The 24,296-nt window shown below is 67.2% G+C and carries 18 protein-coding genes and 3 pseudogenes; 13 read left to right on the top strand and 8 right to left on the bottom strand.

Annotated elements, in window-relative coordinates; translation table 11 throughout:
- Positions 1-4: 4 nt before the first annotated feature.
- Positions 5-865 carry a hypothetical protein gene (locus tag PHLH3_RS25240; RefSeq protein WP_213626224.1) on the bottom strand — a complete coding sequence of 287 codons (861 nt, stop codon included), beginning with the start codon at positions 863-865 and terminating at the stop codon, positions 5-7.
- Positions 866-948: 83 nt separating this feature from the next.
- Here PHLH3_RS25240 and PHLH3_RS25235 point away from each other — a divergent pair, with 83 nt between their 5' ends.
- Together PHLH3_RS25235 and PHLH3_RS25230 are read left to right on the top strand one after the other, a co-directional pair.
- The gene (locus tag PHLH3_RS25235) at positions 949-1,614 is read left to right on the top strand and encodes a TetR/AcrR family transcriptional regulator (protein WP_213626223.1); all 666 of its coding nucleotides are present in this window, start codon (positions 949-951) and stop codon (positions 1,612-1,614) included.
- Positions 1,615-1,684: 70 nt separating this feature from the next.
- The gene (locus tag PHLH3_RS25230; protein ID WP_213626222.1) at positions 1,685-2,626 is read left to right on the top strand and encodes an alpha/beta hydrolase; all 942 of its coding nucleotides are present in this window, start codon (positions 1,685-1,687) and stop codon (positions 2,624-2,626) included.
- A gap of 337 nt (positions 2,627-2,963) precedes the next feature.
- Here the strand turns inward: PHLH3_RS25230 and PHLH3_RS25225 are convergent, their stop codons facing one another.
- Positions 2,964-3,797 (bottom strand): metal-dependent hydrolase, encoded by an 834-nt coding sequence (locus PHLH3_RS25225; protein ID WP_043239880.1) that lies wholly within the window; start codon positions 3,795-3,797, stop codon positions 2,964-2,966.
- Between the two features lie 123 nt (positions 3,798-3,920).
- Between PHLH3_RS25225 and PHLH3_RS25220 the strand changes: the two genes are divergently transcribed.
- From PHLH3_RS25220 to PHLH3_RS25195, 6 genes and pseudogenes are all read left to right on the top strand, one after another.
- Positions 3,921-4,940, top strand: coding sequence for an AraC family transcriptional regulator (locus PHLH3_RS25220; protein ID WP_213626221.1), 1,020 nt, complete (start codon positions 3,921-3,923; stop codon positions 4,938-4,940).
- Positions 4,941-4,988: 48 nt separating this feature from the next.
- Positions 4,989-5,633, top strand: coding sequence for an MBL fold metallo-hydrolase (locus PHLH3_RS25215; RefSeq protein WP_213626220.1), 645 nt, complete (start codon positions 4,989-4,991; stop codon positions 5,631-5,633).
- A gap of 82 nt (positions 5,634-5,715) precedes the next feature.
- On the top strand, positions 5,716-6,414 hold the full coding sequence (locus PHLH3_RS25210; RefSeq protein ID WP_213626219.1) for an OmpA family protein: 699 nt from the start codon (positions 5,716-5,718) through the stop codon (positions 6,412-6,414).
- A gap of 194 nt (positions 6,415-6,608) precedes the next feature.
- Positions 6,609-10,354 (top strand): annotated as a pseudogene (locus PHLH3_RS25205) (response regulator).
- Entirely contained in the window at positions 10,335-12,470 is a 2,136-nt protein-coding gene (locus tag PHLH3_RS25200) for an EAL domain-containing protein (protein ID WP_213626218.1), read from the top strand. The pseudogene PHLH3_RS25205 and the gene PHLH3_RS25200 overlap by 20 nt, the downstream one beginning before the upstream one ends.
- A gap of 143 nt (positions 12,471-12,613) precedes the next feature.
- Positions 12,614-12,925, top strand: coding sequence for an EthD family reductase (locus PHLH3_RS25195; protein ID WP_213626217.1), 312 nt, complete (start codon positions 12,614-12,616; stop codon positions 12,923-12,925).
- Between the two features lie 223 nt (positions 12,926-13,148).
- On the opposite strand, the gene PHLH3_RS25190 is transcribed toward PHLH3_RS25195, so the two are convergent.
- The 4 genes and pseudogenes from PHLH3_RS25190 to PHLH3_RS25175 form a co-directional block, all read right to left on the bottom strand.
- Positions 13,149-14,057, bottom strand: a complete 909-nt coding sequence (locus PHLH3_RS25190; RefSeq protein WP_213626216.1) for an acyltransferase — start codon at positions 14,055-14,057, stop codon at positions 13,149-13,151.
- A 164-nt stretch (positions 14,058-14,221) separates the two neighbouring features.
- Positions 14,222-16,299: pseudogene (gene pta, locus PHLH3_RS25185) on the bottom strand (phosphate acetyltransferase).
- A gap of 9 nt (positions 16,300-16,308) precedes the next feature.
- Positions 16,309-17,492: pseudogene (locus PHLH3_RS25180) on the bottom strand (acetate kinase).
- Positions 17,492-17,821 (bottom strand): DUF3565 domain-containing protein, encoded by a 330-nt coding sequence (locus PHLH3_RS25175; RefSeq protein WP_213626215.1) that lies wholly within the window; start codon positions 17,819-17,821, stop codon positions 17,492-17,494. The pseudogene PHLH3_RS25180 and the gene PHLH3_RS25175 overlap by 1 nt, the downstream one beginning before the upstream one ends.
- Between PHLH3_RS25175 and PHLH3_RS25170 the strand changes: the two genes are divergently transcribed.
- From PHLH3_RS25170 to PHLH3_RS25150, 5 genes are all read left to right on the top strand, one after another.
- Positions 17,790-18,275, top strand: coding sequence for a peptidylprolyl isomerase (locus tag PHLH3_RS25170; protein ID WP_213626214.1), 486 nt, complete (start codon positions 17,790-17,792; stop codon positions 18,273-18,275). The two genes, PHLH3_RS25175 and PHLH3_RS25170, sit on opposite strands and share 32 nt — an antisense overlap.
- A 137-nt stretch (positions 18,276-18,412) precedes the next feature.
- The gene (locus tag PHLH3_RS25165; protein WP_173172655.1) at positions 18,413-18,895 is read left to right on the top strand and encodes a glutathione peroxidase; all 483 of its coding nucleotides are present in this window, start codon (positions 18,413-18,415) and stop codon (positions 18,893-18,895) included.
- Between the two features lie 439 nt (positions 18,896-19,334).
- Positions 19,335-19,925 carry a TetR/AcrR family transcriptional regulator gene (locus PHLH3_RS25160; RefSeq protein WP_213626213.1) on the top strand — a complete coding sequence of 197 codons (591 nt, stop codon included), beginning with the start codon at positions 19,335-19,337 and terminating at the stop codon, positions 19,923-19,925.
- Between the two features lie 59 nt (positions 19,926-19,984).
- Entirely contained in the window at positions 19,985-21,094 is a 1,110-nt protein-coding gene (locus PHLH3_RS25155; RefSeq protein ID WP_173172659.1) for an NADH:flavin oxidoreductase, read from the top strand.
- Positions 21,095-21,280: 186 nt separating this feature from the next.
- Positions 21,281-22,240 carry a DegV family protein gene (locus PHLH3_RS25150; protein ID WP_213626212.1) on the top strand — a complete coding sequence of 320 codons (960 nt, stop codon included), beginning with the start codon at positions 21,281-21,283 and terminating at the stop codon, positions 22,238-22,240.
- On the opposite strand, the gene PHLH3_RS25145 is transcribed toward PHLH3_RS25150, so the two are convergent.
- Both PHLH3_RS25145 and cysZ read right to left on the bottom strand, forming a co-directional pair.
- Positions 22,241-23,455, bottom strand: a complete 1,215-nt coding sequence (locus tag PHLH3_RS25145) for a glycosyltransferase family 1 protein (protein WP_213626211.1) — start codon at positions 23,453-23,455, stop codon at positions 22,241-22,243.
- A 68-nt stretch (positions 23,456-23,523) separates the two neighbouring features.
- A complete protein-coding gene (cysZ, locus tag PHLH3_RS25140) occupies positions 23,524-24,273 on the bottom strand; it encodes a sulfate transporter CysZ (RefSeq protein ID WP_111260026.1) in 750 nt (249 codons plus the stop codon).
- Positions 24,274-24,296 lie beyond the last annotated feature (23 nt).

Genomic DNA, 24,296 nt, shown 5'->3' with positions numbered 1-24,296 from the left:
ACCGCTACTGCAGCGGGGCCGGCGCGGAGAGATCCAGGGCCGGCTTCGGCTTGCCGGCCGGCACGGGTTTGGCCAACTGCTGCTCGACGTCCTGCTGGATGGCAGCCAGAACCGGCAGCAGGTCGGCCATGCTGCTGCGCACCTCCGCATAGGGGTGCTTTTCCGCCAGCTCACCTACACGCGCCATCAGTTGCGCGCGCACATCGCTGCGCAGGTGGATGAACAGCTCCGGCATCTGCTTGCCCAGCTCGGCGGCATAGAGCACCAGGTCCTCGCGGTTGAACTGCCTGGTCAGCCCCAGGTAATCCAGCGCGCTGGACGTCAGCATCGCCGCCGCCTCCTTGGTTTCCTGCAGGCCCTGCAGGCGCACCGGCTTGCTCTGCTCGCTCTCCGACAGGGTCATCCAGAATTCCACCGTGAGGGTGAAGAGGATCGCCTGCTGGCGCATCGAATAGCTCATCAGCCCCAGCGCCTCGGCACCGTAGGGTTGCTGCGCGGCCTTGAAGTCGAAGTACAGGCGCATCAGCTCCTTGAGCCGGAACAGCACCTCGCGCGCCTCGTTCTGGCGCAGCTCCAGGGGCGCGTAGATGTTCAACTGCGGCTTGAAGTTCTCCTCGCTGACCATGCGCGTGTAGATGGGCCCCGTGAATTCGCCGCTGCGCCGGGGCAGGGCGTTGACCTGGGTGCGGTCGACCTTGTCCAGGGCTTCGATCAGTTGCTGGTAGTCGTGGCTGCTCCAGGGGCGCTGGATGTCGGGAATCTTCTGCCCCAGGTAAAACAGCTCGGCGGCCGACGCGGGCAGCGCCAGGACCAGCAAAAGGATGGCCAGCGGCCACGGCAGGCGGCGTGATAGCTTCATCGGCACGGAAGATTCCAGCGGGAAGGGGCGCGCCAAGAGTAACGGGGCCGTGGCGTGCCGTCACCCGCGCCTTGGTTGGGGGACGGGTGATGGACGAGAGCGAGCGCGGGGCGATCTTCGCGGTGTTCGAGGACCTCGGCGGCTATGGCGCCGTGGCGCGCCAGCAGGCCGAGGCGGAAGGCCCGCTGGTGGGGCACCTGCTGCGCACCAATATCCAGTTGGCGGCCATCCCGGTGTTCGCCCGCAAGGGCATCGGCGATACCACGGTGAACGACCTGCTGGAAGCCGCGCAGGTATCGCGGCGCACCTTCTACAAGCATTTCTCCAACAAGATGGATGTGCTGGAAAGCATCTACCAGACCGCCGTGGTGCTGCTGCTCAACCGCTTCCGCGGCATGCGCGCCGCCGCTGGCAGCGACGAGGCCTGGCTGCGCGACATGGTGCGCTGCTTCTTCGACTACCACCTGGCCGTGGGGCCGATCATCCGCCTCATGCAGGAAGAGGCCATGCGCACCGACTCGCCCCTGGCCGCCCACCGCCAGCGCGCTCACCTGGAAATGGCCGCGCTGCTCGCCGAACGCCTCCAGGCCACCGGCCAGGTGGTGGACCCGCTGACCTTCCGCGCACTGATCTGGGCCCTGGAGGCCGCTTCCATGGACCTGCTCGGCGGTGCCGCCAGCCGCCAGCGCATCGAACACGCCCGCACGGTGCTGGGCGACCTCCTGATCGCCGCCCTGCATCCACGCTCTACCTAGGTTGGGGCGCGGGGCGCGCGACCCCGTGATCTGATAAGGCCCTCGACAATAACAATCACGAGGTGCCCGCATGTCCGCTACCAGCCTGCCGATGTCGCCACCGCTCGCGGTCGGGTTCTCCCGCCTGGGCTTCGGCTCCCTGCCCCTGGATCGCCTGAAGGCGCGCTACGCCAGCCCCGACAGCGGCTCGCGCTTCATCGAACTGGACGGCTTCAACGTCCACTACCGCGACGAAGGCAGCCGCGACAAGCCGGTGCTGGTGATGATCCATGGCGTGGTCGCGTCCCTCCACACCTGGGACGGCTGGGTGCAGGCCTTCGCCCCGCACTACCGCATCATCCGCTTCGACGTGCCCGGCTTCGGCCTCACCGGTCCCAAGCGCAATGGCGATTATTCCGGCGAGCGGATGATCCGCATCTTCGGCCTGCTGCTGGACCACCTGCGCATCGACAAGGCCTCCATCGCCGGCAACTCCCTGGGCGGCTACATCGCCTGGAACTTCGCCCTGGCACAGCCTTCGCGGGTGGAAAAACTGGTGCTGATCGACCCGGCCGGCTACCAGATGCGCAAGGTGCCCTGGATGATCGCCTCCGCCGCGCTGCCCGGTTCCACCGTGGCCATGCCGATGTGGATGCCGCGCGCGCTGATCGCCCAGGGCATCAAGGAAGTCTATGGCGAGCCCGGGCGGATCAAGCCCGGCGTCGTCGATCGCTACTACGACCTGAGCCGCCGCCCGGGCAACCGCCGCGCGATGATGGAAATTTTCCGCGTGCTGCTGAAGGTGAACAAGGACGAACTGGAAGGCACCGGCCAGCGCGTCGCCGCGATCAAGGCGCCGACCCTGCTGATGTGGGGCGAGCGCGACCGCTGGATCTCGCCCAAGCATGTACCGCTGTGGCAGCGCGACCTGCCGGGCATCCAGGTGCGTACCTATCCTGGCGTGGGGCATATCCCCATGGAGGAGATCCCCGAGCAGACGGCCGCGGATGCGCTGAGGTTCCTGCAGGGTTGACGCCCGCTAGCGAAGGCTCTACCGAGCGCTGCTCCCGGCTGTGGATAACTTCCCGGTGAGCAGCGTTTTTGCGTGGGCGCAGAATCGCAGGATGGTGTGGGGTGGGCGGGGTGGGCGTAGGGTGGGCTTCAGCCCACCGCTCTCTCTGCTCCAACGTCTTTGCCAGGTTCTGGATGAATGTGCGCTCCACCTTCCCGGTGCGCGCAGCACACCCTACGACGGGGCTTCGAGCTTTTTGTAGGCACGGCCTACCCGTAGGAGCGAGCTCTGCTCGCGAAGCCCTTCCACCTCCAAAGCGAAAACGGCCCCGAAGGGCCGTAGCGTTAACACCGAGGAATCACGCCGCCGCAGGCACGCCGTCGAACTCCTCGCGGGTCTTGTGTAGCAGTTCGAGGTTGTCGTGCTGCCAGGGGTGGAAGCCTTTCTTGAAGAAGTCCATGTACGCCGGGATCAACTGGCGGAACATGCCGTTCTTGCCCCACATCCAGCTCAGGCCGTCGCGCCAGACGCGCCAGTTCCACAGCAGGCCGTCGCGCTTGAGCATGTGGATGAGGCCGCGGTGGGTGTCGAGCATGAAGAAGAAGGTGCCCATGATCATCGCCCGGCGCAGCAGCGTGCGGCTGCCGCAGACCTGGTTGTAGACGTCGAAGGCCACCGCCTTGTGCTCGGTCTCCTCCAGCGCGTGCCAGCGCCACAGGCGGGCCAGGGTCGGGTGGGCGCCGGCGATGTGCTCGGGGTTCTTCAGCAGGCCGTCGGCCATGATCGCGGTGATGTGCTCCAGGGCGGCGGTGGCGGCCAGCTGGCGGCGCTTGGAGAACTTCTTCTGGGTGTAGCGGATGCGCGCCTGGGCGCGGCGCTCGATGCGGCCGATGTCGTAGCCGAGGTCGCGCAGGCGGTTGCTGTATTCCAGGTGCTCGCGGCTGTGGTGGCCTTCCTGGCCGATGAAGCCGCGGATCTGCTCCTTGAGCACCGGGTCGGTGATCTCCTCGCGGAAGTTGCGCACCGAGTCGATGAAGAAGCGTTCGCCATCGGGGAAAAGCACCGACATGGCGTCGAACAGGTGGGTCTTGAAGGCATTGCCACTGTGCCAGTGGCGCGGTAGCGGATTGGGTAGGTCGAAATCCATGTGTCGCGGTCGGATTACCAATCCTTCTGGGGTCGTGCTGGTCATGGGGACTCCCTGAGTCTATGCAGAAACCACGCTCCAACTTTGGCTTGCCGGGTTTTGTCGGACAAGGTTATCTTCTGCCAATCATCGGGTCATATCTGGCCACGGCCGACAACAAGAATACTCATGAAGCAACCGCTGACCTTCTCTGCCGAACTGGTGCCCGTCGCCTATGCCGAGGCGCTGCTGGCCCTCGCCGAAGAGCTGGGCGTCGCCCGCGAGACCCTGCTCGCCCAGGCCCGGGTGCGACCGGAAATCCTCCAGAGCCCCAATGGCCGCCTGTCCTTCATCGACTTCAACCTCCTGGCCAGCGCCGCCCTGGTGCTGTGCAACGAGCCGGCACTGGGGCTGGTGCTCGGCCAGCGGCTGAACGTCTCCACCCACGGCATCCTCGGCTACGCGGTGCTCTCCAGTGCCAATCTGGGGCGTGCGCTGCAGTTCGCCATGAAGTACTACCGGGTGCTGGGGCTGGCCTATGAGCTGGAGCTGGTGGAGCAGGGCGAGGACCTGCAGATGCGTGCCGTCGAATCCTTCCCCATGGGCCCCCTCGGGCGTTTCGCCGGGGAGGGGCTGATGACCAGCTTCTGCACCATCGCCCGCTTTCTCCTGGGCGAGGAACTGCATGGCCTGCGCGTGGGCTTCGCGCACCCGGCGCCGGCCTACGCCGCGCGCTATGTCGAGGTGTTCGGCGCCCCTGTGGAGTTCGAGCAGCCCTACCACTGGATGACCCTGCCCAAGCACTACCTCGACCGCCCCATGGCCCTGGCCAACCCGGCGACGGTGCAGATGTGCGAGCAGCAATGCGAGGCGCTGCTGGCCACCCTCGACGTGCAGGACGCCCTGCTGACCCGGGTACGCCGCCTGCTGCTGGCCCGGCCCGGCGACTTCCCCGACCTCGACAGCGCCGCGCGTTCGCTGCACACCAGCGGGCGCAGCCTGCGCCGCCACCTGGCGTCCATGGGCACCAGCTACCAGCAGGTGCAGGACGAGGTGCGCAAGGGCCTGGCCCTGCAGTACCTCACCACCACCCACCTGCCGCTGTTCGAGATCGCCAGCCTGCTGGGTTTCAGCGACCCCTCCAACTTCCGCCGCGCCTTCAAGAAATGGACGGGCAAGCTGCCCAGCGATTATCGTGCTGACCCCTGATCCGACCGACCCGCACAGAGGCCGGCGACCTGGCCTGGAGGACCGGCAATGACCGCAGCGCAACCCACCCTGATCCGCGAGACCTTCCCCGTCGGCCCGTTGCAGTGCAACTGCACGCTGATCGGCGACCCCATCAGCAAGAAGGCCATCGTGGTCGACCCGGGCGGCAACCACGAGCAGATCATCGCGCGGCTGGAGGCCCACGGCCTGAAGCTGGTCAGCATCATCCACACCCACGCGCACCTGGATCACTTCCTCGCCTCCGGCGAGCTGAAGAAGGCCACCGGCGCCACCCTGCACCTGCACAAGGACGACCAGTTCCTCTGGGACAGCCTGGAGATGCAGTGCCGCATGTTCGGCGTGCCCTACAAGCCGGTGCCGGCGCCCGACCAGTGGCTGGCCGACGACGAGGAACTGGCCTGCGGCTGCGGCGTGGCCCTGCACACCCCTGGGCACACGCCCGGCTCGATGAGCTTCTGGTTCCCCGAGGCGCGCCTGCTGATCGCCGGCGACACCCTGTTCCGCCGTGGCATCGGCCGCACCGACCTGTGGGGCGGCGACTACGCCACCATCGAACGTTCCATCCGCCAGCGCCTGTACAGCCTGGACGAGGAGGCCACGGTGGTCACCGGCCATGGACCCGATACCCGCCTGGGCGACGAGATGCGCGAAAACCCGTTTATCCGTGCCTGAGGCCACGGAATTTCCAGAATGGGCCATGCTCTAATCGTCGTCAGTCCACCGGGACTGACGAGCATTCAGGAGTAGAAAGTCCATGTTCACCACGCGTCGCCTGATCATCGCCGCTACCGCCGTCGCCTTGCTGTCAGGCTGTGCTTCGCAGAACCCCTATGAAAACCAGGGCCCGCGCCAGGGCGTGAGCAAGACCGCCACCTATGGCGGCCTGGGCGCGGTCGCCGGTGCCATCGCCGGCGCCGCCATCAACCACGACAACCGTGGCAAGGGCGCACTGATCGGTGCGGCCGTGGCCGGCGCCGCCGGTGCGGGCTACGGCTACTACGCCGACAAGCAGGAAGCGGAGCTGCGTCGCAGCATGGAGGGCACCGGCGTGCAGGTGCAGCGCCAGGGCGACACCATCAACCTGGTGATGCCCGGCAACATCACCTTCGCCACCAACTCGGCGGACATCGCCAGCAACTTCTATACCCCGCTGAACAACCTGGCCAACTCCTTCAAGCAGTACGACCAGAACAACATCGAGATCGTTGGCCACACCGACAGCACCGGCAGCCACCAGTACAACGTCAACCTCTCGCAGTTGCGGGCGCAGAGCGTGGCCAACTACCTGATGGCCCAGGGCGTCAACGGTGCGCGCCTGAGCTCGCGCGGCATGGGGCCGGACCAGCCGGTGGCGAGCAACGCCACCGAGGCCGGCCGTTCGCAGAACCGCCGCGTGGAGATCAAGCTGACCCCGCTGCCCAACGCCCAGGTGCCCCAGCAACAGGGCTACTGACCCCATCGCTCGCGTAAAGGGCCCCCGTTCGGGGGCCTTGTCGTTTCATGCCGTCCGTCGTCTCTCTGCTGGCGCAAGGCCATGCTGCAGATTCCTGACTAGACTGCCGAAACAGGGTGCCTCACGCGCCCCGTATAGCCGGTCGGAGGCTTGAGAATAGCCAGCCTCCGGAGAAGGAACGGACAGGAGCACGCATGGACGAGCGAACCGGCACCTCCGCGAGAAAACCCTGGCTGCCCCTGGCTGTTGCGCTGGCGCTGCTGGTGGGGCTCGGGGGCCTGGTCTTGTGGCAATGGATATCCCTTGAGAGCAGCAACCAGGCCGATTACCAACGGCGTTTCAGCCTGGAAAGCGAAGAGATCGCCGAGCGTCTCGCAACCCGCATGGGCGCCTACGAAATGGTGCTGCGGGGGATGTCCGGCCTGCTGGTGGGCAGCTCCGACGTCCAACCGGACGAGTGGGCGAAGGCGGCCGACCAGTTGCATCTCCAGGACCGCTACCCCGGTATCCAGGCCCTGGCCTGGAGCAGCTTCCTCAGGCGCGATGAGCTGAACGACTTCGTCGGTTCCACCCAGGCCGCCGGTCGCCGCGATTTCCGCGTATTCCCACCCGGCCAGCGCGACGAGTACCTGGTCGTCGATTACACCAGCCCGCTGGATTGGCGCAACCGCCGTACCCTGGGTTTCGACATGCTCAGCGAGCCGGTGCGTGCACAGGCCATCCAGTCGGCCCGGGAGAGTGGCGAGGCGCGCCTCACCGGTCCCCTGCGGCTGAAGCAGGAAACCGAACAGGACCAGCAGAGCGGCGTGCTGCTCTACATGCCCGTGTATCGTCCCGACGCGCCGGCCACCACGGTCGAGGAGCGGCGCGAAGCCTTCATCGGTGCCGTGGCCGGGGCCTTCCGCCTGCACGATCTGATGGAGGGCATCCTCGGCAACCGGGGGCGCCTGTACCGCGTCGGCCTGATCGACAACGAAGTACAGATCCCCTTGCTCGCACTGCCCGACGACAACGGCCGGCCGGCGCGTTTCGAGGAGCAGCGCCAGCTCCAGTTGTTCGGCCGCACCTGGATGCTGACCGTGAGCAGTACCCCGAGTACGAGGCGCTGCTGGTTGACGGCCGGCTCAGCTACAGCCTGTGGACGGGGTTGGCTGCCGTGGTGCTGCTGTCCCTGCTGGTGGGCGGGTATCTCTACCTGCGCGAGCGTGAGCTGAGCGCCAGCGACCAGGCCTCGGGTCTCTTGCGCGAGCGTGAGGAGCGCCTGCGCGTTCTGGTGGAACGCCTGCCGGTGGCGACCTTGCTGTGCGATATGCAGGGGCGCATCGAAATGGCCAACCGCAGCGCCGGCGAGCTGCTCGGTTGCGAGTCGGAGCTGCTTTGCGGGCAGCGTGTGCGCCGTTTCCTGCCGCGTCTCGAGACGCTCGATGATGAGCGCCTGCGGGGAGAGGGAGATGGTGATGGTGCCGCCGAGTTCGTCACCCAGCGGGACGATGGCAGCCAGGGGCTGGTGGCCCTGAGCCTGACCTCGCTACAGCAGCGCGACGGCACGCGCTACCTGATCAACCTGGTGGACCTGCAGGCGCGCCGCACCGCCGAGGAGCGCTTCCGCCTGGTGGTTGAGGCGGCACCCAACGCCATCATCCTGGTGGACCTGCGCGGCAGCATCGTCATGGTCAACCGCCAGGCCGAGCACATGTTCGGCTACAGCCGCCAGGAGCTGCTCGGCGCCACCGTCGAACGCCTGCTGCCCGAGGCCCTGCGCGAGGCCCACGTAGGGCTGCGCGAGGGCTTCCAGCGCAACCCCGAGCCGCGCCGCATGGGCAACAACCGCGAGCTGTTCGGCCAGCACCGCGATGGCCGCATGATCCCCCTCGAGGTCGGCCTGTCGCCGATCCGCAGTGGCCGCGAGACCTGGGTGCAGGCGGTGGTCATCGACATCAGCGAGCGCAAGGCCGCCGAGCAGCGCCTGCGTGACCAGGCCGAGCAACTGATCCTGGCCAACCGCTACAAGTCCGAGTTCCTCGCCAACATGTCCCACGAGCTGCGCACGCCGCTCAACAGCATCCTCATCCTCAGCGACCAGTTGCGTCAGAACAGCGCCGGCAACCTCACCGAGAAACAGTCCCGCCACGCCGATATCGTCCACCGCGCCGGCAGCGACCTGTTGCAACTGATCAACGACGTGCTCGACCTGGCCAAGGTCGAGGCCGGGCGCATGCAGCTCAAGCTTGAACCGCTCAACGTCCAGGACATGCTGGTAGAGCTGGATGCCAGCCTGCGGCCGATGGCCGAGATCAAGGCCCTGCGCCTGATCACCCAAGTGGAGGCGGGCGTACCGCGGGTCATCCACAGCGACCGTGTGCGGCTGCACCAGATCCTGCGCAACCTGCTGTCCAACGCCCTCAAGTTCACCGAACAGGGCGAGGTCGAGCTCAGCATCGGGCTGGTCGACAGGACCGACGGTGATGGTCGCGAGATCCTCCGCTTCACCGTGCGCGACACCGGCATCGGCATCCCGCCCGAACAGCACGAGCGCATCTTCCAGGCCTTCCAGCAGATCGACGGCTCCACCAGCCGGCGCTTCGGCGGCACCGGGCTGGGCCTGGCCATCACCCGTCAGCTGGTGCTCGCGCTCGATGGCGAGATCCGCATCGTCAGCCAGCCGGGGCAGGGTTCGAGTTTCATCGTCGAGCTGCCGGTGGCGGTCGCCATCGAGGTGGAGAAGGAGGTTCCCGGCGAGCACGGGCCGGTGCGCGCCGGCAAGGGGCCGGCGGTGCTCATCGTCGAGGACGACGGCGACTTCGCCAGCGTCATCGCCGAGGCCGCCCAGGGCCACGGTTACGCCACGGTGCTCTGCAGCAGTGGTCGCCAGGCCGTCACCCTGCTGCAGCAGGAGCGCTTCGCGGCGGTGATCCTCGACATCCTCCTGCCCGATGTCAGCGGCTGGCAGATATTCCGCCGCCTGCGCAGCCAGCCGCTGCATCGCACCACGCCTGTGCACATCATCTCCTGCGTACCCCAGCCGACGGATTGGTTGGACGATTCCACCCGTTACCTGGTCAAACCCATCGGACGCGAGGACCTGGAGCGGGTCTTCGATGACCTGGAGGCCAGCGTGCCGCCGGAGCCACATCGCCTGCTGCTGGTGGAGGACGTCGCCATCGAACGTGATCATTACCGCGACCACCTGGAGGAGCTGGGCTTCTCCGTGACGGCCACCAGCAGCGCCGAGGGCGCGCGCCAGGCCTATGCGGACGGGCGTTTCGCCGCGCTGGTGGTGGACCTGGACCTGCCCGACCAGGACGGTTTCGACCTGCTCGACAGCCTCGATCGACAGCGCCCGCTGGCTGACTCGCGTGTGGTGATCAACACTGGGGTGGACGTCACCTTGCAGACCCTGCAGCGCCTGCGCCGCTATTCGGCGGTGGTGGTGCGCAAGTCGGGCGACGACCTGCAGGAGCTCAGTTCGGCCGTCCAGGGATTCCTCGGCAGCGTCCGTGCCCAGGCCGGCGAGGTGCCGGGCGGTACAGGGCGCACCTCGTTGCAGGGGCTGCGGGTGCTGCTGGTGGATGACGACGTGCGCAATATCTACGCGCTCAGTGCGCTGCTGGACGAGGTTGGCCTCGAAGTCAGTGCCGCGCGGGATGGCCTGGAGGCCATCGAGTGTTACCAGCGTGAACCTTTCGACCTGATTCTGATGGATATGGCGATGCCCAACATGGACGGATATACCGCAACCCGCCTGCTCAAGGACGAGCACGGCTGCAACATCCCGATCATCGCGCTCACGGCCCATGCGATGAAGGGGGACCGGGAGAAATGCATTACCGCAGGTGCTGACGACTATCTGGCCAAGCCCGTGAGCCGCCAGGAACTGATCGACCTGCTCCATCGCTGGCTGGAAGTGTCCGGAGGCGGCAATGACGCAGCCACTGCCTAAGCTCAAGGGGCCCGAGAACATCCTCCTGGTGGTCGATGACCGCCACGAGAACCTGGCCGCCATGGAGGCGGTGCTGGAAGACTCCACCTGGGACGTGCGCACCGTCGATTCCGGCGAGGCGGCCCTGCAGGTGCTGCTGGAGGAGCAGGTGGGGCTGGTGCTGCTCGACGTGCAGATGCCGAAGATGGACGGTTTCGAGGTCGCCCGGTTGATGCGCGGCAGCCCGCACACGCGCTACACCCCGATCATCTTCATCTCCGCCATCGCCCATACCCAGGAAGCCGTGCTGCGCGGCTACGCCAGCGGCGCGGTGGACTTCATCCTCAAGCCCTTCGACCCGCAGGTGCTGCGGCACAAGGTGCAGTCCCTGCTGGAGCACGAGCGCAACCGCCGTGACCTGCTGCAGCTGACCCAGCAGCTGGACAGCGCGCGCGCCTTCAACGCCTCGGTGCTGGAGAACGCCGCCGAGGGCATCCTCGTGGTCGGCGAGGACGGCATCGTCAACTTCGCCAACCCGGCGATGGCGCTGATGCTGCAGGGCTCGGTCACCGACCTGGAGGGCGGCAGCTTCCTCTCGCTGATCGCCAGCCCCGAGATCGCCGGCGACTGGCGCCTCTCCGAGTTCTATCGCCACTGGAAGCGCGGCGAGCCCTATCGCCTGCACGACGCGGTGCTCAACACCCTCAACGGCAGCACCCTGCCGGTGACGCTGTCCTGCGCGCCGCTGCCACGGGCGCAGCGCTCGATGGTGGTGATCAGCCTGGACATGTCGACCGTGCGGCAGTTGCATGCGCAGCTGGAGTCCCAGGCCATCACAGACGCGCTCACCGGTCTGCTCAACCGGCGTGGTTTCCACCAGTCCCTGGATGCCGCTCTGGCTCGTATCGAGCGCAGCGGCAAGCGCATGGCGGTGCTCTACCTTGATCTCGACGGTTTCAAGCGCATCAACGACTCGCTCGGCCATGACGCCGGCGACCAGGTGCTGCGGCGAGTCTCCGAACAGCTCAAGACCTGCCTGCGCCCCTACGACATCCTCGCGCGCATGGGGGGCGACGAATTCACCGCGCTGATCGATTCGCTGGAGCATCCGGAGGACGCGGCGCGGGTGGCCGAGAAGCTGATCGAACTGGTCTCGGTGCGCTACCGCATCGACGGCATCGACATCACCCTGGGTGCCAGCGTCGGTATCGCCTGCTTCCCCGAGTGCGGGCAGACGGTGGACGGCCTGCTGCGCGCCGCGGACATCGCCATGTACGAGGCCAAGCGCGCCGGGCGCCAGCAGTACCGCTTCTTCTCCCCGGAGATGAATGGCCGCGCCCGGTCGCGGCTGATGCTGGAGGAAAGCCTGCGCAACGCCATCGAGCAGGATGATTTCGTGCTCGTCTACCAGCCGCAGATCTACCTCGACAGCGGCCGACTGCGTGGTTTCGAGGCGCTGCTGCGCTGGGAGCACCGGGTCGCCGGTACGGTCGCCCCGAACGTGTTCATCCCGCTGCTGGAGGAGACCCGGCTGATCAACCGTCTGGGCGACTGGATCCTCGAACAGGGGGTCAGCCAGTGCACCCAGTGGCGCGAGCGTTTCGGCGAGGACCTGGTGATCAGCATCAACTTCAGCCCGGTGCAGTTCGGCATGCCGACGCTGGTGGACGCCCTGCGCGAGGTGCTGGCGACCCACGGGCTGAAGCCGTCGCAGATCGAAGTGGAGGTCACCGAGAGCGCGCTGATGCAGGACCTGGACAACACCCGCGAGCAGTTGCGCCAGCTGCGCGAGCTGGGCGTGCGCATCGCCATCGACGACTTCGGCACGGGCTACTCGTCGCTCGCCTACCTGCGCCACTTCGAGCTGGACACGCTGAAGATCGACCGGCTGTTCATCTCCAACATGCTGGAGTCGCCGCGCGACGCCGCCGTGGTCAGCACCATCATCGACCTGGGCAGCCACCTGGGCCTGGAGGTCATCGCCGAGGGAGTGGAAACCCTGGCCCAGCGCGACTGGCTGATCGACCATGGCTGCTCGATCATGCAGGGCTTTTTGGTCTCCCCCGGGCTGCCGGTGGCCAAGGCGGAGAACTTCCCGCTGCAGGTGGACTGGGCGAGCTTCAAGCCGCAGAGCTGAAGCCGAGGCGCGGCGCCCGGCGCGGGCGTCGCCCACATGCTCATCCGCGACTACGACCAAATGATGGCAAGCGCCCCTCATGGGGCGTCCTACACTTGCCCCACGGCGCGCCCGTGCAGCCGGCCAACCCAAGGAGTTTTCCCATGTATTGCCTGTTTGTGGCCTATCCGAACAACGAGGGCGGCACCTTCGATTTCGATTACTACCTCAAGACGCACATCCCAATGGTGAGCGAGATGCTGGGGGACAACCTGGTCAAGGTCGAAGTGCGCAAGGGGCTCGCTTCCGGCGATGGCTCGGCCGCGCCCTTCCTGTGCCTGGCCAACATCTGGATCAAGTCCATCGACAGCCTGCAGGCGACGCTGCGCAAGAACGGCCAGGCGATCAACGAGGACATCCCGCGCTACACCAACATCGCCCCGCTGCTGCAGGTGGACGAGGTGCTGTCGGGCTGAAAGGGAACACCGTAGGTTGGTGCCGAGCGCAGCGAGGCCCAACGGTGCCGGGCTCGTTCCGCCGCGCGGGGCTTTTAGTGGGTCCCCGCGTGCGCGGGGATGACGGCGTTGCGAGATGCTCCGCATGGCCAGCCACTCCCGCAAACGCGGAGACCATCGAACAGACGTATCCACGACGAGAAAGCCCGCCGATAGGCGGGCTTTCTCGTTCCGGGGCGATGCCTCAGCGGCTCGGCGGGAACTGCCGGTGCAGCTGCTCCAGCTCGGCGTCCTTGGTTTCCCACAGCTGGTTGACCCAGAGCTGGAAGGTCTTGCGGTAGTTCTCGTCCTGGTCGTAGCTGCGGCCGATGAACTCCTGGGGAATCGGCATCGCCTGGATGCGCACGATCACCTCGGGGATGTCGCCGGCCATCAGCGTCCAGAAGCTCGGGTTGCCTTCCGGGTAGTGGATGGTGACGTTGAGCAGCGCCTGCATCTGCTCGCCCATGGCGTCGAGGACGAAGGCGATGCCGCCCGCCTTGGGCTTGAGCAGGTACTTGAAGGGCGAGGCCTGTTCGCGGTGCTTGCCCTCGGTGAAGCGCGTGCCTTCGAGGAAGTTGAAGATGCCCACCGGGTTGTCACGGAACTTGTCGCAGGTGCGGCGGGTGGTTTCCAGGTCCTTGCCCTTCTTCTCCGGGTGCTTGGCCAGGTAGGCCTTGGAGTAGCGCTTCATGAAGGGGAATTCCAGCGCCCACCAGCACAGGCCGATCACCGGGACCCAGATCAGCTCCTGCTTGAGGAAGAACTTCAGCGGGCGGATGCGGCGGTTGAGCACGTACTGCAACACCAGGATGTCCACCCAGCTCTGGTGGTTGCTGGTGACCAGGTAGGAGTGCTGGTAGTCGAGGCCGTCGAGGCCCTCCACCTTCCAGCGGGTATCGCGCACCAGGTTCATCCAGCCCTTGTTGCAGGTCACCCAGGCTTCGTGGATGAAGTTCACCACCCAGTTCAGCGCCAGGCGCGCCGGGCGGAACGGCAGGATCAGCTTGAGCAGGGTGACGGCGAACAGCGGCCAGCACCAGAACAGGGTGTTGAGCGCCAGCAGCAGGGAGGCGAGTACGCCGCGAACGAAGGCGGGAAGAAAGCTCAGCATGAAGGTCGTGACCTCGTTTCCGGGCGGTCTGTGCCGCCCTGTTGAGGGGATGCCGCGCACGCGGCGGGGCCAGTGGTGGCACAGGTTAACGCCTGTTCACTGAACTGCAAGCGGCAAGGGTGACCGCCTGGTCGGGCGGCACGGCCACCCGCCAGGCGCGGTACTCAGCTTCGGGTCGCCGCCTGGATGGCAGTGAGGGCGATGGTGTAGACGATGTCGTCCACCAGGGCGCCGCGGGAGAGGTCGTTCACCGGTTTGCGCAGGCCCTGCAGCATCGGCCCGACGCTAATCACCTGGGCGCTGCGCTGCACCGCCTTGTAGGTGGTGTTGCCGGTGTTCAGGTCGGGGAACACGAACACCGTGGCGTGGCCGGCCACCGGGCTGTTGGGCGCCTTCTGCCGGCCGACGCTGTCGATGGCGGCGGCGTCGTATTGCAGCGGGCCGTCTATCAGCAGGTCGGGGCGCGCGGCACGGGCGATGCGGGTGGCCTCGCGGACCTTTTCCACTTCCTCGCCGCTGCCGGAGTCGCCGGTGGAGTAGCTGATCATCGCCACCTTGGGTTCGATGCCGAAGGCGGCGGCGGAGTCGGCGCTCTGCAGGGCGATCTCGGCCAGTTCGGCGGCACTCGGGTCGGGGTTCACCGCGCAGTCGCCGTAGACCACCACCTGCTCCGGCAGCAGCATGAAGAACACCGAGGACACCAGCTTGTAGCCGGGCGCGGTCTTGATCAGCTGCAGGGCCGGGCGAATGGTGTTGGCGGTGGTGTGCACGGCGCCGGAGACCAGGCCGTCGACCTCGTCCAGGGCCAGCATCATGGTGCCCAGAACCACGCTGTCCTCCAGTTGCGCGGCGGCCATGGGCGCGTTGAGGCCCTTGCCCTGGCGCAGTTCGACCATGGGTTCGACGTAGCGTGGACGGATCAGGTCGGGGTCGAGGATCTCCAGCCCCTCTGGCAGGACGATGCCCTGGGCGGCGGCGACCGCCTGCACGTCCTCGGGCTTGGCCAGCAGCACGCAGCGGGCGATGCCGCGGGCCTGGCAGATGGCGGCGGCCTGCACGGTGCGGGGTTCGGCGCCCTCGGGCAGGACGATGCGCTTGCCGGCCAGCTGTGCGCGCTTGACCAACTGGTGGCGGAAGGCCGGGGGCGAGAGGCGCAGCTCGCGCGGGGTGCCGCAGCGGTCGCGCAGCCAGTCCTGGTCGAGGAAGCGGGCGACGAAGGCGGTGACCTTCTCGGCGCGCTCGCGGTCGTCCACCGGGATTTCCTTGTTCATGCGGTTGAGGTTGGTGGCCGTGTCGTAGGAGCCGGTGGCCACGGCGAGCACCGGCAGGCCGCCCTGCAGGGCGCCACGGCACAGCTCCATGATGCGCGGGTCCGGCGGGAAGTCGCTGCACAGCAGCAGGCCGGCCAGGGGCACGCCGTTCATGGCGGCGAGGCTGGCGGCGAGGATGATGTCGTCGCGATCGCCCGGGGTCACCACCAGCACGCCGGGCTTGAGCAGCGGCACGGTGTTGGGCACGGCGCGGGCGCAGAGGACGATGGTCTGTACGCGGCGCTGGTCGTAGTCGCCGGCGTTGATCACCCGCGCGCCGAGCAGGTCGGCCACGTCGCGGGTGCGCGCGGCGTTCAGTTCGTCTTCCCAGGGGATGCAGCCGAGCAGGCGGAAGTCGTCGCTGCGCAGGAGCGAGGAGTTCTCGCGGATCTGCTCGGCGAAGCCGGCCTCGCGCACCTTGTTGAGGATCACCCCGAGCACCTTCGGATCACGCGGCCCGCCGAACAGCTGGGCCTGGATCTCGATGCGATCGGAGAGCTCGGTGATGGTCTCGTTCTCCGGCGCGGAAACCAGGATCACCTCGGCGTCGAGGCTCTTGGCCAGGTGGAAGTTGACCCGTGCGGCATAGCTGGCGTGGCGGGTGGGCACCATGCCCTCGACTATCACCACGTCCTTGCCTTCGGCGGCCTGCTGGTAGCGACTGACGATTTCCTCAAGCAGTTCGTCGAGGTGGCCGTCGCCGAGCATGCGCTCGACCTGTGACAGCTCCAGCGCCTTGGGGGCGTGAGGCCGTGGGTGCGGGCGATCAGTTCGCTGGAGCGCTCGGGCCCGCGATCACCCGGGTGGGGCTGGGCGATGGGCTTGTAGAAACCGACCTTGAGGCCGGCCAGTTCCAGGGCACGCACCAGGCCCAGGCTGATGGAGGTGAGGCCGACGCCGAAACCGGTGGGGGCGATGAAGAATGTATGCATGGAGCCGCCTTAGTTGAGCAGGGCGAGGGTATCGAGGGCGATCTGCCGCTCCTCGTTGGTCGGGACCACGAGGATGCGCGTGTGACCGTACTTGTGGATTGGCCCGGCGATGCCACGGATGCAGCGGGCGTTGGCCTCCTTGTCGATGGCCAGGTCGAAGAGCTTCAGGTGCGCCACCGTCTTGCTGCGGATCAGCGGCGAGTTCTCGCCGATGCCGCCGGTGAAGATCAGGCCGTCCAGCTGCGGCAGGGCACAGCTCATGGCCGCCAGGCTCTTCGCCAGGCGGTAGCAGAACACCTCGATGGCCAGGGTGGCGCCGGGGTGGCCCTGCTCGCGCGCCTGTTCAAGGGCACGCATGTCGTTGGAGAGCCCGGACAGTCCCTTGAGACCGCTCTCGCTGTTGAGCACGCGGGTGATCTCTTCGAGGCTCCAGCCCAGGGTGCTGGCCAGGTGGCTGTGCAGATTGGGATCGATGTCGCCGCTGCGCGTGCCCATCGCCAGGCCTTCGAGGGGCGTCAGGCCCATGCTGGTGTCGCGGCTCTGGCCGTCGACGATGGCGCAGGTGGAGCAGCCGTTGCCCAGGTGCGCCGAGAGCCAGCTGCTGTCGCCGATGGACAGCCCGGCAATTTCGGCCGCACGGTGACTGACGTAGCGGTGGCTGGTGCCGTGGAAACCGTAGCGGCGCACGCCATGATCGCGATAGAGCTGTTCCGGCACGGCGTAGCGGTAGGCGTGCTCGGGCAGGCTCTGGTGGAAGGAGGTGTCGAACACCGCCACCTGGGGAGTTGCGGGTAGACGCTCATGGCCGCTTCGATGCCTTGCAATGCCGCCGGGTTGTGCAACGGGGCGAGGGGGGCGATGGCGCGGATCGCGGCGATCACCTCGCTGTTCAGGCGATGTGCCGAGGTGAAGCGTTCACCACCGTGCACCACGCGGTGGCCGATGCCGTGCAGCTTGCCGCCGGTGGCCGCCTGCACCAGGGGGAGCAACTGCGAGAGGGCGACGCGGTAGTCGCCATTGGGGATCATCAGGCTGTCCTTGTCGCCGCCGCGTTGCCAGCGCAGCTCGGCGTCACGGCTGCCCAGGCGCTCGGCGATGCCGAACAGGGGGAATTGCGAATGGGCCTCGCTGACCAGGGCGAACTTGATCGACGAGCTGCCACAGTTGATCACCAGAATGTTGCGTGAGGGCATCATTGCTCCTTGGTAGTTTCGGGGGCCGCGCCACGGGCGCACCAGCCACAGGAAAAAGGCTGACCGCGCCGTGCTTCGCGTTGTGCCGGGTCCAGCACCCAGGCGCGCGATTGCCAGGGCGGCTGGTGGCGCAGGTGCTGGGTGTGGCCGCAGGTCAAGACTGCCACCCAATGGCCTTCGTCATCCTGGCGGAAGTCAAGCAAGCGTACGATCCGTCCGTCAGCCTTCGGGTCGCAATCGGCCGTCTTGGCAGTTAGACTTGCACGTTCTTCAATCTTCTCCAAAAGGTCTCGCACCATGCTGATTGCCGCCAACAAGGCTGTCTCCATCGACTATACGCTCACCAATGATGCCGGTGAGGTCATCGACAGCTCCGCTGGCGGCGCGCCGCTGGTGTATCTGCACGGTTCCGGCGCCATCATCGTCGGCCTGGAAAAGGCCCTGGAAGGCAAGCAGGCCGGTGATGCGATCAAGGTCGCCATCGAGCCCGAAGAAGCCTACGGCGAATACAGCGCCGAGCTGGTCGCCACCCTCAGCCGCGCCATGTTCGAAGGCGTCGATCAACTGGAAGTCGGCATGCAGTTCCATGCGTCCGGCCCGGACGGCGGCATGCAGATCGTCACCATCCGCGACATCGACGGCGACGACGTGACCGTCGACGGCAACCACCCGCTGGCCGGCCAGCGCCTGAACTTCGACGTGAAAGTGGTCAACGTGCGTGAAGCCAACGCCGAAGAGATCGCCCACGGCCATATCCATGGCGAAGGTGGTCACCACCACTGATCGGCGAGCGGCCAGGCGACTTGCGGCAACGCTCTGTCGCCATCGGGCTGCTAAGCTCTGATCAACCGAAAAGGCGCCTACGGGCGCCTTTTTTGTCCCGCTGCGTTGTTCCCCTTGCGACGATCCAGGAGTTTGTCATGAGTGCATTCCACGACCTCAACCTGCGTGCCCTCGACGGTCAGGAGCTGCCTCTGGCGCCCTACAAGGGGCAGGTGGTCCTGGTGGTCAACGTCGCCTCCAAGTGCGGGCTGACACCGCAATACGCCGGGCTGGAAAAGCTCTACCAGCAGTACCGCGACAAGGGCTTCACCGTGCTCGGCCTGCCCTGCAACCAGTTCGCCGGTCAGGAGCCGGGTAGCGAGGACGAGATCCGCGAGTTCTGCAGCCTCAACTACGGCGTCAGCTTCCCGCTGGGCAGCAAGCTGGAGGTCAACGGGCCGGGGCGTCATCCGCTGTATCGCCTGCTGGCGGGAGAGGGCGCCGAGTTCCCCGGCGACATCACCTGGAACTTCGAGAAGTTCCTCGTCGGGCAGGACGGCCGCGTGCTGGCACGCTTCTCCCCGCGTACCGCCCCGGACGATCCCGCGCTGGTGCTGGCCATCGAGAAGGCGCTGGGCTGAGTCGCTCCCCCTGCTCGACGGCGGTACCTGTGTAGGGTGGATGGCGCTTTTTCATCCACCAGGCGATGCCATCGGGAATTCCTGTAGTGGCTGCCCTGCGGCCCGCCTGGCGACTGAAGTCGCCCCTACATGAATCGTGATTGGAAGGCACATTCCGTGGGAGCGAATTCATTCGCGATGGAGCCCCCAGTCGCTCGCAGCCAGGTGCCGGCGACGGGGCTTTCGCGGCTGAAGCCGCTCCCACAGGGGAGCTCGCAGCGGGGCAGAACATCGCTGCGTTGGGTCTCGCTGCCCTCGGCGCCAACCTACGACGCCCACACCGCCCTTACCTTCACCACAGGCCATTACCGCCGGGTAAGGCGTTCCTGCTTTCTGCCCCAAAATCACCCTGATCAATAGTGCTGTGCCGGGCGAGACGACCGGTCGTATGCTCGCCGCCATGAACAGCATCCGACTCGACAAGCGTGACCTGATCCTGGCCAAGGGCACCGGCGTGATGACCCGCTCGGGCTACCACGGCACCGGTGTGCAGGAGATCGTCCAGGCGGCGGGGATTCCCAAGGGGTCCTTCTACCACTACTTCGCCAGCAAGGAGGATTTCGCCCTGCAGGCGCTGGACTACCTCTACTCGCCGCGCCTCGAGCGCTATGCCCAGGCCCTGTCCGACCCGGCGAAGAGCCCGTGCCAGCGGGTGCTCGACTACTACGGTGAACTGGTCAGCCACTTCACCCGCCACGAGAAGCTGGAATACCACTGCTTCATCGGCAGCCTGAGCTTCGAGATGGCCGAACTGTCGCCGGCCATCGGTGCCCAGGTGGACGCCATCCTGCAGCGCTCGGCGGACATCCTCCAGGCCTGCCTGGAAGAGGCCCAGCGTGCCGGCGAGCTGCCGGAGGACGAGGACTGCGCCAACCTCGCCGGCTTCATCGCCAACGCCTGGCAGGGCGTGCTCACCCGCCTCAAAGTCGGTGCCGGCGCCCGGCCGCTGCTGGATTTCATGACCCGCCTGCAGCGCCTGCTGCGGGTGTGACCCCCTAAAAAGCCCATAAACGAGACGACCGGTCACTTGGCCGGAATCAGGAGACCCCGATGACCGCATCCGTAGACGCCCTGTTCGCCCCCTTCCGCCTCGGCGCCCTGGAGCTGCCGACCCGCGTGGTGATGGCGCCCATGACCCGCTCCTTCTCCCCGGGCGGCGTGCCCACCGAGCAGGTGGTCGAGTACTATCGCCGCCGTGCTGCGGCCGGCGTCGGCCTGATCGTCACCGAAGGCACCACCATCGGCCACCAGGCCGCCAACGGTTACCCCCACGTTCCGCGCTTCTACGGCGAAGACGCCCTGGCCGGCTGGAAGCAGGTGGTCGATGCCGTGCACGCCGAAGGCGGCAAGATCGTCCCGCAGCTGTGGCACGTCGGTAACGTCCGTCGCCTGGGCACCGAGCCGGACGCCAGCGTCCCCGGCTACGGCCCCAGCGAGAAGCTCAAGGACGGCCAGGTGGTGGTCCACGGCATGACCCAGCAGGACATCGACGAGGTCGTCGCCGCCTACGCCCAGGCCGCCCGTGACGCCAAGGCCATCGGCATGGATGGCGTGGAACTGCACGGCGCCCACGGCTACCTGATCGACCAGTTCTTCTGGGAAGGCACCAACCAGCGCACCGACGGCTACGGCGGCAGCCTGGCCAACCGCTCGCGCTTCGCCATCGAGGTGATCAAGGCCGTGCGCGAGGCCGTAGGCCCCGACTACCCGATCATCTTCCGCTTCTCCCAGTGGAAGCAGCAGGACTACACCGCCCGCCTGGTGCAGACCGCCGAGGAGCTGGGCGCCTTCCTCAAGCCGCTGTCCGATGCCGGCGTGGACATCTTCCATTGCTCCACCCGCCGCTTCTGGGAGCCGGAGTTCGACGGCTCCGACCTCAACCTGGCCGGCTGGACCCGCAAGCTCACCGGCAAGCCCACCATCACCGTCGGCAGCGTCGGCCTGGATGGCGAGTTCCTGCAGTTCATGGTCAAGACCGACAAGGTCGCCCAGCCGGCCAACATCGAAGGCCTGCTGGAGCGCCTGAACAAGGAGGAGTTCGACCTGGTTGCCGTGGGCCGCGCCCTTCTGGTGGACCCGGACTGGGCGACCAAGGTCCGCGAAGGCCGCATGCAGGACATCCTGCCGTTCAGCCGCGACGCCCTGACCAGCCTGGTCTGAGCATGACCCCCGGTGCGCCGGCCTGGCCGGCGCACCCATTTCCAGCCCCGTCTCGTGCGGGGCTTTTTTATGCCTCGCGATATCCCGTCGAACCCTCAATCGGTTGGGCTGACTTGGCCGGGTGGAAGGCGCATGGTCGCGAACATCACAACAAGCGCCGGTTCACCGGCCGAAGGAGTAGTCGTCATGCGCACTGGACTGGTAGTGGATGCCACTTGTGACCTGCCTCAGGAATTCCTCGCCGCCCACGGCATCCGTGTGCTGCCGATCCGTATCCACCTGGGGCGGGACGCCCTGGTGGACCGTCGCGTGCCGGAAGCCACGCGGCAGTTCTATGCCGAGCAGCTGCCCAGCGTCGCCCCCGAGGACCACAGCGACGCGCTGTCGGTGGCGGAGATGCAGCAGTGGTTCCTCGAAGAGTTGGTGACCGCCTACGACCACGTCATCTGCCTGACCATCTCCAGCCTGCGCAGCCCGATCTTCGAGCACGCCACCCAGGCCTCCTTCGGCCTGCTCCAGCATTACCGCGAGCGCCGTGCCGAGGCCGGCCTCAACAGCCCCTTCGCCATGCGCGTGGTGGATGGCCGCAGCATGTTCGCCGGCAGTGCCGTGCTCGCTGCCGAGGCGGCCCGGCTGATCGCCGGTGGCGCCCACCCGAGCGCCGTGCGTGCGCGCCTGGAGCAGTTGTCGGAAAGCGTCTGCACCTTCCTCATCGCCGACGACCTCGGCCACCTGCGCCGGCGCGGCTTCCAGAAGGGCGAGCGCGGCGGCCTGCTCGACCGCATGCGCGGCGCGGCGCTGGGGCTGGGCTCGCTGCTGGAGGTGAAACCTGTGATCAGCGTGCAGCAGGGCGAGGACAAGCCCGTTTCGCTGGCGCCCAGCTTCGAGCGCGCGGCACAGAAGCTGCTGGCCCACGCCACCGCCCAAGTGCTGGCGGGCGAGCTGCTGGCCCCGCAGCTGTGCCTGAGCTATGCGGGTGACCTGTCGGTGGTACGCGACCTGCCGGGGTTCGCCCAGCTGGAGGCGACCTGCGCCCAGCGCGAGGTGAACCTGCAGGTGGCGATGCTCAGCCCCACCGGGGCCATCAACCTGGGCAAGGGGGCGCTGAGCCTGGCCTTCGCCGCGCCGCCCCGTCCCTTCGGCTGATCAGCGCTGCAGGCGGTCCAGCCCCGGTGCCGTCTGCGGCTCGGGCGGCGCCTTTTGGACGCTGTGCAGGTGCTGCTCGAACTGCTGGATGATCGCTTCCCAGCCCTGGCGGCCCGCATGCTGGCGCGCGTTCAGGCGCACCCGGCGCAGGGTCTCGCTGTCTTCCAGCAGCCAGCAGGCGGCATCGCTGAAGGTCACCGGCACGTCCGGCATCGCCAGTGCGCCGTTGTGCCCGTGGCGGATATGCTGCGCCGCCGCGGCCTGGTCGAAGGCCACCACGCCGAGCCCGGAGGCGAGGGCTTCGAGCACCACGTTGCCGAAGGTCTCGGAGAGGCTGGGGAACAGGAACAGGTCGCTGGAGGCGTAGTGCCTCGCCAGCTCCTCGCCCCGCTGCAGGCCACGGAACAGGGCGTCCGGCAGTTCCGCCTGGAGTTGCGCACGCTGCGGCCCGTCGCCCACCAGGATCAGCTTCATGGTCTTCTGTGGATAAGCCTGCTGCAGGGCACGGAAGGTCGGGCCGAGCAGCTTGAGGTTCTTCTCCGGCGCCAGGCGACCGACGTGCAGCACGGCGATGTCGTCCGCCCCCAGGCCCCAGGATTCACGTAATGCGGCGCAGCGCCGGGCCGGGTTGAACAGCTGGCCGTCGACGCCGCGCGAGAGCAGCGCCAGGCGCTCGAAGCCGCGACGGCGCAACTCCTCGCTCTGGCTGGCGCTGGGCACCAGGGTCAGTTGCGAGGCGTTGTGGAACCAGCGCAGGTAGTTGGTCATCAGGCGGGTCAGCAGGCCGACGCCGTAGTGCCCGGTGTACTGCTGGAAGTTGGTGTGGAAGCCGCTGATCGCCGGGATGCCCAGGCGCCGCGCGGCGCGCAGGGCGGAGAGGCCGAGCGGGCCTTCGGTGGCGATGTAGAGCACGTCCGGGCGCTTGCGCTTCCAGCGCGCGAGCAGCTTGTGCAGGCTCGACTGGCCCCATTGCAGGCCGGGGTAGCCGGGCAGTGGCCAGCCGCGCACCAGCAGCAGCTCGTCGCTGCTCTTGACCCCCTGGTCGCAGGCCTGGCGCGGGCGCACCAGTTGCAGGCGGTGGCCACGGGCGCGCAAGCCGTCGCACAGGCGCGCCAGGGTATTGGCGACGCCGTTGATCTCCGGCAGGAAGGTTTCGCTGATCAGCGAGATGTTCAGGGGCAGCAGGCTCATGGATGCAGTGTCGATCAGCGCCATGTAGCCAGTGTGAAATTTGTATGACGGCTGGGTGACAGCCCCGGCGCGAGTGGCCGGGGCGGGGTGGTTCAGGCCTGCGGCAGGGCCTTCTCGCCGCCTTCGCGGACCCAGAACAGGGTGGCCCCGGCCACGGCGGCGGGCATCATCACGATGTTGACGAAGGGGATCAGCAGCGCCAGGTACACCGAGCCGCCGAAGCCCAGGCTCTGCCAGCGCTTCTCGCGCAGCCAGGCGAGCATCTCGTTCCAGCCCAGCTTGTGGTTGTCCGCCGGGTAGTCGATGTACTGCACGGCCATCATCCATACGCCGAAGAGGAACCACAGCGGCGTCGCCACCAGGTTCACCCCGGGGATGAAGCTGAGGATCAGCAGGCCGATGGCCCGTGGCAGGAAGTAGCCCAGCTTGCGCAGCTCGCGGCCCACGGTGCGCGGCACCATGGCAGTGAGTTCGGCCCAGCTGAAGGGGGGGAAATCGTCCTGGCCGCGCACCACCACTTCCACCTTCTCGGCAAGGAAGCCGTTGAACGGCGCGGCGATGATGTTGGCGATCATGGTGAAGCTGAAGAACACCATCAGCAGTACCAGGATCACGAACAGCGGCCAGATCAGGTATTCGAGGAAGCTCGCCCAGCTCGGCAGGCTGGGCATGAAGGCATCCACCCAGCCACTGAACTGCTGCATGGCGAAGCCGATCAGGGCGATGAACAGGACCAGGTTGAGCGTCAGCGGCAGCAGCACGAACAGGCGCAGGCCGGGGCTGAGGATGAGTTTCAGGCCTTCGCCGAGGTATTGCGGGCCGGACAGGGCGGGGGCGGGCATCGAGGACTCCAGAGGGTGGACAT

The organism is Pseudomonas sp. Pc102 (assembly GCF_018408275.1).
Taxonomy (GTDB): Bacteria; Pseudomonadota; Gammaproteobacteria; order Pseudomonadales; family Pseudomonadaceae; genus Metapseudomonas; species Metapseudomonas tohonis.
The sequence above is the reverse complement of the archived record's forward strand: the minus strand, read 5'-3'. Positions and strand labels throughout refer to the sequence as shown.